A 12657-nucleotide genomic window follows, 5' to 3' on the forward strand; every position below is an offset into this window, starting at 1 on the left:
CATGGCCGAACCCCTTCTCGAGCTGTCCGATCTCGTGGTCAGCTACCGCAGTTCGCCCGACGCCGCTCCCAAGGTCGCCCTGGACGGCGTGAGTCTGACCGTGACACGTGGGGAATTCGTCGCCGTCGTCGGGGAATCAGGGTCGGGGAAGACCACGTTGGCCAACGCGGTGCTGGGACTGCTGCCAGCATCGGCGACGGTGACCGCCACCACCCTCGAGCTGCGCGGCCAGGACACGCTGGGCCTGTCCGAACGCCAATGGAGTCGGATTCGCGGCACCGACGTCGGACTGGTGCCGCAGGACCCCGGTGCATCACTGAACCCGGTGCGCACCATCGGTTCTCAGATCGCCGAGATCTTCGAGTTGAAGAACGCCAAGCTCAGTCGGCGAGAGGTTCGCGAGCGCTGTATCGACCTACTCACCCAAGTGGAGATCGACCATCCCGAGCGGCGCCTCAAGCAATATCCCGGCGAGTTGTCCGGCGGCATGCGGCAGCGGGTGCTCATCGCGATCGCGTTCGGCCTGGATCCCGCACTGCTGGTCGCCGACGAGCCCACCTCGGCGTTGGACGTGACGGTGCAGAGCCACGTGCTGCGGGTGCTCGATCGTCTGGTCGCCGAACACGGCACCACCGTCCTGTTCGTCACGCACGACATCGGGGTGGCCACCGATCATGCCTCCCGTGTCGTCGTCATGCGCGACGGCGCGGTCGTGGAGGACGCGCCGGTCGAGACCATCGTCGGCGCGCCGCGGTCGGACTATGCGGCACGGCTGGTGCGACGTGTCGGCGTCGCGACTGGCCCAGCTCTGGTCGGTGACGGAAGCGAGGACGTCGTCGAGGTCTCGGGAGTGACCAAGGAGTTCCGCGTGTCCGCCCGCACGAAGCAGATCGCCGTGCGAAACGTGACACTGCGGGTCGGTCGTGGCGAGACGGTGGCGCTGGTCGGGGAGTCCGGCTCCGGCAAGTCCACCACGGCAAAGATGATCATCGGTCTGATCACGCCCACGCACGGCACGGTGCGGGTCCTCGGCCGCGACATCACCAAACTGAAGCACCGCGCCCGACGGGACAACTGGAAGGACATCCAATTCGTCTACCAGAACCCGGATTCGGCACTGGACCCGCGGTGGACGGTGCGCCAGATCCTGGAGGGTCCGTTGCGGTCGTACGGACTCGGCGACGCCGACTCGCGTGCGGCGAAGGTGGCCGACGTCCTCGGCAAGGTGAACCTTGGCACCGACAAACTCGGGCGCCGGGTCGCCGAATTGTCAGGCGGCGAGCGCCAACGGGTGGCGATCGCCAGGGCGCTAGTGGTCGACCCGAAGGTGCTGCTGCTGGACGAACCGCTCTCCGCACTGGACGTCGTCACGCAGGACCAGATCATCGGCCTGCTGCTGGATCTGCAGCGCCGCCTGGGGTTGAGCTACCTCTTCATCTCGCACGACCTGTCCGTCGTACGGCGGATATCGCACCGGGTGGTCGTGCTGAAGGCCGGGGAGGTGGTCGAAACCGGCGATACCGAAGCGGTATTCACCGATCCCGCCGCCGAATACACGCGCACGCTGATCGGAGCCATCCCCGGCCGACGCCTCGCGGAACTGGCGAGCACGTCGTGAGTGCGGTGTTCTTCATCTCGTCGGAGTTCCACTTCGCCGACCGGTTCCCCCGCTGGAAGTTCGACGATTCCGTCTCCCCGCCCGGGCATCCCGCCAGGGCGCTGGCCAAGGCGCAGTTTGCCGAGGAGCTCGAACGGATCGGGTTCGACGCCATCTTCATCGCCGACTTCGCGGGCCTGAATCGGTCCCAGATCAGGTATTCGGGTCCGCGGTCATTCGAGCCGCTGACGCTGGCCACGTACCTGGCGGCCCACACCGACCGCATCGGGCTGGTGATCACCGCGTCGACGCAGTTCTCCGAGCCCTATACCGTCGCAAGGGAACTGACGTCGCTGGACCGGCTCTCCGGCGGCAGGGCCGGGTGGAACGTGGTCACGTCGTTCAATGGCGAGGCGAACTACGGCTACGCCGAAATCCCGCCACCGGCCGACCGGTACCGCCGGGCGCGGGAGTTCCTCGCGGTGACCAAGGCGCTGTGGAAGTCGTGGGATCCCGAGGCGATCGTCGCCGACCGGAGCTCGGAGACCTACGTCGACACCGATCTGGTCAGCGACGTCAACTGGGTCGGCGAGCACTTCCGCGTCCGCCAGGCTCTCGACCTACCGCCGAGCCCGCAGGTGTTCCCCGTCATTGCGCAGGCGGGCGCCTCGGAGATCGGCATCGACTTCGCCGCCGAGGTGGCCGAGGTGGTGTTCGTCGCCAGTCCCGATCTGGAGGCCGCCCGGCGGTACTACCGCACGCTGAAGTCCGGCGTCATCGCCCACGGTCGCGACGCGGAGGACCTCAAGGTACTGCCGGGCATTCGCATCTACCTCGGAGATACCGACGAAGAGGCCTGGGCCGCTTACCATTCCGAGCTCACCGAACTGGACCTGCAACGCGCGCGCACGGCGATCACCTACGAGGTGCCCGGACTCGACCTGTCGGACCTCTCCTTGGACGAGAACGTCCCGCTGGAACGCTTTCCGGACCGCGCCGAGCTGGAGCGGGCAGGTCGGCGGATCAGCCGGGCGCTGATCTACCGCGGCTGGGTGGAATCCGGCAGCTATGTGCAGTTGCGGAGCTTCCTCACCAGGTACGCGACGTCGTTCGGACACTTTCAGATCGTGGGCACGGCCGCGGCCGCCGCCGAAACCATCCAACGGTGGATCGACGAAAGCGCCTGCGACGGATTCATTCTGCTCGGCGGGTCGAGTTTCGACCGGATCGCGCGCGATCTGATTCCGAAGCTCCGAGCGCGCGGCATCTTCCGCGCTGAGGACGACACCGGTGCGGGGCATCTGCGCGACCGGCTCGGAACCCGCACACCCGGCCTCCCCACCACGCTGAACACCAGGAGTACGACATGACCCGTCCCCGCCTGATCCTCAACGCCTTCACGATGAACACGGCCACCCACGTGTCCTACGGGGCGTGGCGCAACCCGGAGAATCGAAGCGTGGAGTTCGACCAGCTGGACGCATGGGTGGACCTGGTCAAACTCCTCGAGCGCGGCAAGTTCGACGCCGTCTTCTTCGCCGACGTCGTTGGTCTGTACGACGACTACCGGGGCGGCTGGGAAACATACGTGCGTGAGGGCCTTCAGATTCCCAACCACGACCCCTCGGTGATCCTGTCCGCCCTCGCGCTGTCCACCGAGCACCTCGGTCTGGTGACCACCAGCTCGGTCCTTCAGGACCATCCGTTCTCGTTCGCCCGCAAGATCTCCACCCTCGATCACGCGTCGAGGGGCCGGATCGGATGGAACGTGGTCACCAGCGCGCTGCAGAACTCCGCGCGCAACTTCGGCCTCGTCGAGCGCGAAGAACACGATGCCCGCTATGAGTGGGCCGAAGAGTACGTGGAGGTGGTCTACAAGCTCTGGGAAGGATCATGGGACGACGGTGCCCTGGTGCGCGACCGGGTTCGTGGCGTCCACGCCGACCCCGACCGGGTGCACAAGATCAACCACGTCGGCAGCCGTTACCGGGTCGAGGGCCCGCACCTGAGCTTTCCGTCTCCGCAACGCACGCCGGTGCTGTTCCAGGCCGGGACGTCCGCTGCGGGAAGGGCCTTCGCGGCCAGACACGCCGAGGGCGTGTTCATCAACTCGGCGTCACCGCACGGCGCCAGCGTGGTGATCGACGACACCAGGGCCAAGGCGGTCGCGGCGGGTCGCCGACGCGAGGACATCAAGTTCCTGCAGGGCCTGTCGTTCGTCGTGGGATCCACCGAGGCTGAGGCGAAGGCGCGCGCGGCCGAACTCGACGAGTACCTCAGCGTCGACGCCCTGATCGCCCACCGCAGTGGCGGTATCGGAATCGATCTGGGCGGCCTCGACCACGACACCCCGATCGGCGACCTCGCCGAGAGGGTCCAGGGCACCCGCAGCACGATCGAGGCGTTGATCGCCGCCGCCCCGCCGGGCACCAATCCGACGATCGCCGATCTGATCCGTCAGCAGCAGGAAGCAACCCGCGTCGTGGGCACGCCGGAACAGATCGCCGACGCGCTCGAGCAGTGGCAGGACGCAGGCGTCGACGGAGTGAACATCCGCTACATCACGACGCCGGGCAGCTTCGAGGACTTCATCGAGCACGTGGTGCCCGAATTGCAGACGCGGGGGCTGGCGCAGACGGAGTACGCGCCGGGGACGTTGCGGGACAAGTTGTTCGGCCAGGGGCCGCAGCTCCCTGGCCGGCACCCGAGTCGACAGTGGCGAGGCAAGTTCAGCACGGCGGGTGTGCTGGCGGCTCAGGCGCCGGGGAGCTAGCGGGCGGCCAGGTCACGATGCGACGCTGAACTCCTTTGCAGCCGTGTCAGGTACCGCCTCGGCAGCGATGGACCTCAACGTCCGCATGATGACGGTGAGGTTGGGATCGCGCTGTCTGCCCTCGCGGACCACGGCGCTGATGGTTCGCCCGCCCAGCGCAACGTCCGGGACGATCAACGATTTCAGCCGCTCCGGCACGGCAAGCCTCGGGACGATCGCCGCCACGGTTTCGGTCGCCGCCAGATCGCAGATGTTTTGGGCGCCGATCAGTCGATGCTTGATCTGCGGGGTGAAGCCGGCGCCTTCTCCCGCGCGCATGACGGCCATCCCCAACCCGGATGCCTGCGGCCCAGTGACCCACTGGACGTCGGAGAGGCTTGCCAACCCGCCCTTGCGGATTCGCAGGTGCAACAGCGACGGTGCGAGTAGCACCAGCGGCTCGACCAGCAGTGTCTCACTGGTCAGACCGCCGAGCGACTCGTCACCGAAGAAGTCGTAGTTGCAGGTGATGGCGAGGTCGATCTCACCCTGGCGCAGCAGGCGCAACGATCCGGTGCTGGTCTCCTGCTGCACCTCGATTCGCAGGTCGGGTTCGGTGTCGCTGAGACGTTGCATGAGGGGAACGGCCAGCATGGGGATGCCCATGTTGAACGCGGCGACGGCGACCTGCCCGCAGGTGCGGTCCCGGGTCGCGGCAACGGCGGTCATCGCTTCGTCGACGGCGGCCAGCACGATGCGCACGTGGTCGACGAGCACCTGCCCGCTGCGGGTCAGGCCGAGAGTGCGTCCGTCGCGACGGAACAGGATCGCCTCCGCCTCGTCTTCGAGGACCCGGAGTTGTTGGGACACAGCTGAACTAGTGATACTTCGCCGGTCGGCCACGGCGGTGACCGAGCCCAGGTCGGCGAGGTCGCAGAGCAGCATCATGCGGCGCAGATCCAACATCATGCACCTGCCGGGGAGTTGTCGAACGTGGAGCGGGGAATGTGAACCATGGGGACCTCATCGGCTTGGCTGAGCGGCGCTTGGCAGAAGGAGGCGACTGCCGCACGATGACCGGCGCGGCGCCGCCGACGGTGGCGGGTGAGTTCCCGCCGGCCCGAGAGCGATTCAGCTTCGACAGACGGCGCTGCAGTCGCGCATGAGGTCGACGTAGCGCCGAGCGGTGAGGTCTTCCGTTGTCACGCGAGAAATGGTGACACACATAATGCGCGCCGAATCGGCAACGCTTTGGGCTGCAGCCGAGTTTGCCCGTCTGACCTGGTACTACGCTGTGATTCGTCCAGGAATCAGCGCGGATGTAATTCCGGCGTCGTCGAGTCGCCGCCGTGCCTCGGCATAGACGTCGGCGGGCAGCACACCTCTGCGCGCCGCCCTGGCGTTGTCCCTGACGTGCTCGGGATCGGCCGTTCCCGCGATCACCGTCGTCACGCCGGGAGTCGTGATGGCATAGCGCAGTAGAAAGCCGAGTTGGCTCTCTCCGTCGCGTAGCTCGTCGAGCCCGCTGTCCTCCCAGGTCACTCGCCGTCCGTCGGTCGTCGTCTTCTCGCGCTTGCCCGCCTGGGCCACCCCGCCGCGCACGATGACCCCGATGCCGCGCTGGCCCGCGAGTTCGATCCGACTCTCCAACTGGCGTTCGAGCGCGGAGAACGGCACCTGGAGGGCGGCGAACTCCTCGACGCCGAGATGCTCGTCGATCGCCGGCAGCGTCGACGAGACACCGAACGCCAGGATCTTCCCTTCGTCGCGCAGCGAGGTGAGCGTGTCGAGTACGTCGTCGCGGCGCAGTACCTCCAGCGACGGGCTGATGTGAAGCTGCAACAGATCGAGGCGATCGGTGCGCAGACGACGAAGGCTCTGTTGCACACCGGCCCGGATGTTGGCAGGGGAGTAGTCGTGGGGCAGCGGCTGCCCGGGTGTCGCGTCGGGTTGAAAGTCCAACGGGCAACCGGCCTTCGAGGCCAACACGAACTCGTCGCGGCGCGAGCCGATGTGCGCACCGATGCGTTCCTCACTGAGCGCGTAGTCGATCGAGGTGTCGATGAACGTGACGCCCTCGTCGAGGACGGTGCCCAGCACCTCGGCGACCACCGATTCATCCAGCGGGCGGGGGTTGCGATGTGGGGTGCCACGAAGTTCCATGGCCCCGAACCCCAGCACGGTCACCTGGGGGCCGTCGGCGCCGAGCCTGCGGCGTTCCAGATCGCTCATCGTGTTCCTCCAATGCCGTCGTTGCCAGGGCGAGGGCCCACCCGCAAGCCTTGGCGACCTTCGCGGCGAGGTCAATCGTCGACCACTACCGACACCGTTAACCAAAACTGCATGGCGCCGATCGTTTAAGTAGCGCTGAAGCATTCGGGTAGCCGATGTCCCTTGTTCCCGGTGTGGCCCCCAGCGACGCTGGCGTTACCGAATATCCGGTCGAGACTAGGGAAGACACCCCATGACTGAACTCAAGGACAGCGTCGCACTCACCACGGGCGTGGACGCGGTTCCGGTGGCAGGCTACATCGGCGCGGAGATCACCGGCGTCGACCTGCGCGGGCCGCTGGATCCGTCCCTGGTCGACGAGATCCGGACCGCCCTGCATCAGTACAAGGTGGTCTTCTTCCGGAATCAGGAGATCGGACACGCCGAACAGATCGCGTTCGCCCGCCAGTTCGGCAAGGTGACGCCCGCCCATCCGCACGAGGAGAGCCCCCCGGAGGGGTTCCCGGAGATCCTGCCGATCGACAGCCGCCGGTACGAGTCGAATCTCGGCCGCAAGCGGACGTCCTATGACAACAGCTGGCACACCGACGTCACCGCCCTGGTGAATCCGCCCGCCGCCTCCATCCTGCGGGCGCACATCCTGCCTCCCTACGGCGGTGACACCAGCTGGACCAACCTCGTTGCCGCGTACGAAAACCTGCCGAAGGACCTGCGCGACTTCGCCGACACACTCGACATCAAGCACCAGTTCAACAGCCGGGCGGCGGCGGGCAGTCAGCGCGACCGCAAGGTCAGGGAAGCCAATCTCGCGGCCTACCACCCTGCGGTTCGCGTGCATCCGGTCACCGGTGAGCGGGCCCTGTTCGTCAGCCCCGGATTCACCCGCGGTCCACGCGAGATCCGCGGCTTCTCGCCGTCCCAGAGTGAGCGCATCCTCCAGTTGCTGTGGGAGGAGGCCACCCGTACCGAGTACACGGTCCGGTTCCGCTGGGCACCGGGTAGCGTCGCATTCTGGGACAACCGCGCCACCTCACATCTAGCCATTGCCGACGCCGGTCATCTCGGCCACGAGCGGGTGCTGTACCGCGTGACGCTGGAGGGCGACGTCCCAAGAGGAGTCGATGGACGGGAATCCGAGTTGATCTCGGGCCAGCCGTTCCTCGGGTCCTGAACGGCACCATCCCACCCACGAACGGATCTGCATGACGAATTCACCAGCACGGCGGCTCGGTACGGCCGGACCGGAGGTCGCCCCGATCGGCCTCGGCTTCATGAGCTTCCGCAGTTCCGCGGGGCCCAAGGACGAGAAGGAGGCGAGAGACCTCGTCGACGCCGCGATCGATCTCGGTGTCACCCTGTTCGACACGGCTGACATCTACGGGCCCGAGTTCAGCGAAACCCTTCTCGGGCGGGCCATCTCGGGACGTCGGGACGCCCTGACGATTGCCACCAAGTTTGGCAACACCCTGGACCGGGACACCAACCCACGGCTCCTCGACGGCAGGCCGGAATACGTGCGCACCGCCATCGAGGGCTCGCTGCGCAGACTCGGTGTCGACCACGTCGATCTGTACTACCTGCACAGGGTCGACCCCGACGTGCCCATCGAAGACACGGTCGGCGCCTTGAAGGAGTTGGTCACTGCGGGCAAGGTCCGTCACATCGGACTGTCGGAGCCCGGACCGCAGACCCTGCGGCGGGCGCACGCCGTTCACCCGGTCGCGGCGGTCCAGAACGAATGGTCGTTGTTCTCGCGGGACATCGAGGACGACATCGTTCCGCTCGCGCGTGAACTCGGAATCGGGATCGTGCCCTATTCGCCGCTGGGACGGGGCTGGTTGTCAGGGCGTGTCCGGAGTGCCGACGACGTCAGCGCCACCCACCGCAAGCATCCGCGTTTCGCCGCTGAGGCGTTCGAGCGCAACCGCGCGCTGGCCGACGCCGTGGCGGCCGTCGCCGCGGAGATCGGCGTGCAACCCGGTCAGGTCGCTCTGGCCTGGGTGCTGTCCCGCGGTGCCGACGTGGTGCCGATCCCCGGCACCAGACACGTCGAGTACTTGCGGGAGAACATTGGGGCACTAGAGGTTTCGCTCACCGACGATCAGGTGGGCCGCCTCGACGCGATCGCCGCGCAGGTCGCCGGCCACCGCTCCATCCGCCCCGAGAACCTGGGCACGGAGGCGCCGCCGCCGGGTGTTGCCGCATCCGCGGGAAACCGGTGACGATCACCGCTCGGTACGGGGACGTCGACGCCGCACTCGGGGTGCACAACGAGACCCTCGCGCTGCAACTCGCCCACCGGTCCGTGCGCAAGTTCCTGCCACGGCCGGTCGGTGACGAGGAGTTGTCGGCGTTGGTTGCGGCGGCCCAGTCGGCGTCGACCTCGTCCAATCTGCAACCGTGGAGTGTCATCGCGGTGCGTGACCCGCAGCGCAAGGCGCGGCTGGCGGACCTGGCGAACCATCAACAGTTCATCGACGACGCGGCACTGTTCCTCGTCTGGGTTGCCGACCTCGGCCGGGCCCGTCGACTCGCGCAGCGCGCAGGGACGCCGTTGGACGGCGCGGACTACCTGGAGAGCACGATCATTGGTGTCGTCGACACCGCGCTGGCGGCGCAGAACGCGGTCATCGCCGCCGAATCGCAGGGCCTGGGAGCCGTATTCGTCGGCGCCGTGCGCAACCACCCCGAAGAGGTGGCAGCCGAACTCGGGTTGCCACCCCATGCCGTCGCGATCTTCGGTCTGGCGGTCGGAGTCCCGGACCCGACCGAGGACGCAGGCATCAAGCCGCGCCTGCCGCAGGCCGCCGTCTTGCACCACGAGACCTATGACGCCGGTGCAGCCGATGCCCACCTTCCCGACTACGACGGGCGGCTCGCCGCATACAACGCCAGACACGGGCTCGCGGGTAACTGGAGTGAACGGGTGCTGGCGCGGTTGGCCGGCCCGCAGTCACTGTCGGGTCGGCACCTGTTGCGCGAACAGTTGACCCGACTCGGCCTGCCATCACGATGACCGATCGACCGAAACACGAGGAACGGAACCACGAATGACTCTTTCGCTCGGTAATCAAACCGGCAGCTCCACCGATGCGCAGGCCACGATCACCGCACTCGAGTTGCGAGCCCTGCTGGAGGCGGGCGAGGACCTGGTGGTCGCGGATGCGAGTGAAGGTGACGACTACGCAGCCGGCCACATCTCGGTGTCGGTGCCGGTGCCTGCCAGCGAGGTGGAGCTCCGGCTGGAGGAACTCGTCGCGCGTCGCAGCGTGCCCATCGTCTTCACCTCGACCGTCGGAGACGGTGAGGACCTAGCCGAGCAGGCGGCCCGCCGGGCGAGGGCCGCCGGGTACCCCGACGTACGGGTCCTTCATGGCGGCAACCAGGAGTGGGTCTCGGCCGGGTTCCGGCTGATCACGAACGTCAACTCACTCAGCAAGGCGCTCGGGGAGTTCGTCGAACGTCGTTATGACACACCGCGTGTCACCGTCGAGCAGCTCAAGGCCAAGATCGATGCCGGCGAGGACCTCGTCATCCTCGACACCCGCCCGTTCGACGAGTATCACGCCATCAGCATCCCCGGTGGTGTCGATGCGCCGGGTCCCGAGCTCCTCCTGCGCGCCTACGATCAGATCAGCAAGCCCTCGACGCAGGTGGTCGTCAACTGCGCGGGACGAACGCGCGCCATCATCGGTGCCCAGACGCTGATCAACGCGGGCTTCCCCAACCCGGTGGTCTCGCTGGAGAACGGCACCACCGCATGGCTGCTCGCCGGGTACGACCCCGGCCACGGCGACGTCGCCGTCGCGGGAGGACCGAACGCCGAGAACCGGGCCCGTGCAGCAGCTGCCGCGCGGGACGTCGCCCGCCGGTTCGGCATTCGCGAGATCACGCGCGAAGAGCTCGACGCCGTGCGCGAGACGGCGGAGCAGCGATCGCTATATCTGATCGACGTGCGGACGCACGAGGAGTACCTGGCGGGCCATCTGGACGGGTCCCGTTCGGTGCCGGGAGGCCAACTGGTTCAGAAGACGGACTACTACGTCGGTAGCCGCAACGGCCGCGTGATCGTCATCGACGACGCCGACGGGGTCCGCGCCCGTACCACCGCGGGTTGGCTGGTCCAGCTCGGGCTGCCCGACGTCAGCGTCTATCTGCTGGGAGACGACCCGCTGGTGGCGGGTGACACGCCGTGGGCGACGCCCGTTGATTCTGCCTCGGCCGACGTCGGCGCCGATGCCTCGGCCGACGTCGACATCGATGTCGATGAGCTGGCGGCGTTGCTCGACGGCCCATCGCCGCGCCCCCTCGTCATCGATCTCGAGCCGGCACGGCCCTATGTGCTCGTCCGGCACTACATTCCGGACTCGGTGGTGGCCCGCCGGTCATCGCTGCACCGATTGCTCTCGTACGTGCCCGACGACACTGCCATCGTGTTCACGTCGGTCGACGGTCGGCTGGCGCGCCTGGCGGCTACCGAACATGGGGCGGGTCGCTCGGTCCGGGCGCTGTCCGGCGGCACACAGGCCTGGCGGGACAGCGGCCGAGCGGTGGGAACGGGCTCCGGCCAGGAACCGCTCGATCCCGCCGAACGCATCCCCGCGCCACTCACGCTGGAGCAGCGGCGTGCGAACCTGGACTGGTACGTCGCGTGGGGCGACACCATCGTCGACGAACTCGAACGCGATGGTCTGGTCCGGTTCGTCGAGCCCAGTCGGGTCGAATGAGCTTGGCGACGGCGCATTTCGCTCACTCCGATTCGAACCGTGACGGCGGGGAACCCCGACGAAGGCGGCAGGAGCACGGCGGTGGCGACGTCGGTGGCGAGGTGACCGAGGTGGCAGCGCCGGTACCTTCGGACGGGCAACCGTTGTCGACGTAGGGAGCCGACCGATGGCGGACCGGGTTCATCCGTGACGACACCACTGACCGTGCTGGACCTCGTACCCGTGTCGTCGGGTGCGACCGCGGCCCAGGCCTTGCGCAACAGTCTCGATCTCGTCAAGCAGGCCGAGCGGCTCGGGTATGCGCGCTACTGGTTCGCCGAGCACCACCTCAATCCGGGCGTCGCGGGTACCTCACCGGCGGTGCTCCTGGCGATGGCCGCAGGGGAGACGTCGACGATCCGACTCGGCTCGGGGGCCCTGCAAATGGGGCATCGCACGGCGTTGTCGACCGTCGAGGAGTTCGGACTGCTCGACGCTCGCCACCCGGGACGGTTCGACCTCGGCCTCGGCCGCTCGGGTGGCAGGCCGACCGCCTCGGATGCCCCGAAACCGGGCGGGGCGCGAGCTGTGGTCGACGGACGCGCCCCCAACGGGTTGCGGATCCCCGCCCGCTTCAATCCTGCGGCCCTGCTGAAGGCCCCGCGGATGACCCTGCAGAAGTCGTTGCTCACCCAGCCGGAGGCCCAGCCGCAGAACTACACCGAACAGGTCGGAGACATCCTCGCGCTCATCGAGGATTCGTACCGAGCGGCCAACGGGGAACGTGCACACGTCGTCCCGGGGGCCGGAGGCCACCTGGAGATCTGGATCCTCGGCAGTAGCGGTGGCGAAAGCGCCACCGTCGCAGGGAAGAACGGTTTACGTTTCGCCGCCAACTATCACGTCGCGCCCGCGGGTGTCCTCGAGGCGGTCGACGGGTACCGAGCCGCGTTCGCCCCCTCTGCCGCGTTGGACCGGCCACACGTGAGCGTGTCGGCCGACGTCGTCGTCGCCGACGACGACGCCACGGCCCGCGAACTGGCCGCCGGTTATGGGCCCTGGGTGCGCAGCATCCGCACCGGGGAGGGCGCCATCCCCTTCCCGACTCCGGCGGAGGCGCGAGCCCACCGCTGGACCGACGCGGATCGGGAACTGGTCGCCGACCGGGTCGAGACGCAGTTCGTCGGTACCCCGACGGCGGTGGCCGACGAACTGGAACGACTGCGGGATGCCACCGAAGCCGACGAGCTGATCGTCACCACCATCACCCACGATCACGGGGACCGGGTGCGGTCCTACCAGCTGCTCGCCGAGGAGTGGGCGGACCGATAGCGCAGCGGCCGTCGACGCCGGACTTCTAAGTATGGTGT

At 67.7% G+C, this 12657-nt stretch carries 10 protein-coding genes; 8 read left to right on the forward strand and 2 right to left on the reverse strand.

Annotated features, from left to right (window positions below):
- Position 1: 1 nt before the first annotated feature.
- The 3 genes from ABW137_RS17935 to ABW137_RS17945 are packed head-to-tail and all read left to right on the forward strand — an operon-like array spanning position 2 to position 4370.
- Complete coding sequence (locus ABW137_RS17935) at positions 2–1618, forward strand: ABC transporter ATP-binding protein (RefSeq protein ID WP_526402378.1); 1617 nt, start codon at positions 2–4, stop codon at positions 1616–1618.
- A complete protein-coding gene (locus tag ABW137_RS17940; RefSeq protein WP_526402380.1) occupies positions 1615–2967 on the forward strand; it encodes an NtaA/DmoA family FMN-dependent monooxygenase in 1353 nt (450 codons plus the stop codon). The genes ABW137_RS17935 and ABW137_RS17940 overlap by 4 nt, the downstream gene beginning before the upstream one ends.
- A complete protein-coding gene (locus tag ABW137_RS17945) occupies positions 2964–4370 on the forward strand; it encodes an NtaA/DmoA family FMN-dependent monooxygenase (protein WP_526402382.1) in 1407 nt (468 codons plus the stop codon). Before ABW137_RS17940 ends, ABW137_RS17945 begins: the two co-directional genes overlap by 4 nt.
- Positions 4371–4382: 12 nt before the next feature.
- Here ABW137_RS17945 and ABW137_RS17950 read toward each other — a convergent pair whose 3' ends face one another.
- Entirely contained in the window at positions 4383–5315 is a 933-nt protein-coding gene (locus ABW137_RS17950; protein ID WP_526402384.1) for a LysR family transcriptional regulator, read from the reverse strand.
- Between the two features lie 321 nt (positions 5316–5636).
- Positions 5637–6581 (reverse strand): aldo/keto reductase, encoded by a 945-nt coding sequence (locus ABW137_RS17955; protein WP_526402386.1) that lies wholly within the window; start codon positions 6579–6581, stop codon positions 5637–5639.
- Positions 6582–6813: 232 nt separating this feature from the next.
- On the opposite strand from ABW137_RS17955, the gene ABW137_RS17960 reads away from it, so the two are divergent.
- From ABW137_RS17960 to ABW137_RS17980, 5 genes are all read left to right on the forward strand, one after another.
- Entirely contained in the window at positions 6814–7752 is a 939-nt protein-coding gene (locus ABW137_RS17960; RefSeq protein ID WP_526402388.1) for a TauD/TfdA dioxygenase family protein, read from the forward strand.
- Positions 7753–7783: 31 nt separating this feature from the next.
- Positions 7784–8803 (forward strand): aldo/keto reductase, encoded by a 1020-nt coding sequence (locus ABW137_RS17965; protein ID WP_526402390.1) that lies wholly within the window; start codon positions 7784–7786, stop codon positions 8801–8803.
- On the forward strand, positions 8800–9597 hold the full coding sequence (locus ABW137_RS17970; RefSeq protein WP_526402391.1) for an NADPH-dependent oxidoreductase: 798 nt from the start codon (positions 8800–8802) through the stop codon (positions 9595–9597). The genes ABW137_RS17965 and ABW137_RS17970 overlap by 4 nt, the downstream gene beginning before the upstream one ends.
- Before the next feature lie 34 nt (positions 9598–9631).
- Positions 9632–11308, forward strand: coding sequence for a rhodanese-like domain-containing protein (locus ABW137_RS17975; RefSeq protein WP_526402393.1), 1677 nt, complete (start codon positions 9632–9634; stop codon positions 11306–11308).
- A 186-nt stretch (positions 11309–11494) separates the two neighbouring features.
- Complete coding sequence (locus tag ABW137_RS17980; RefSeq protein WP_526402395.1) at positions 11495–12619, forward strand: LLM class flavin-dependent oxidoreductase; 1125 nt, start codon at positions 11495–11497, stop codon at positions 12617–12619.
- Positions 12620–12657: the final 38 nt, after the last annotated feature.

Origin of the sequence: Mycobacterium sp. (genome assembly GCF_040509115.1) — a bacterium.
Lineage (GTDB): Bacteria > Actinomycetota > Actinomycetes > Mycobacteriales > Mycobacteriaceae > Mycobacterium.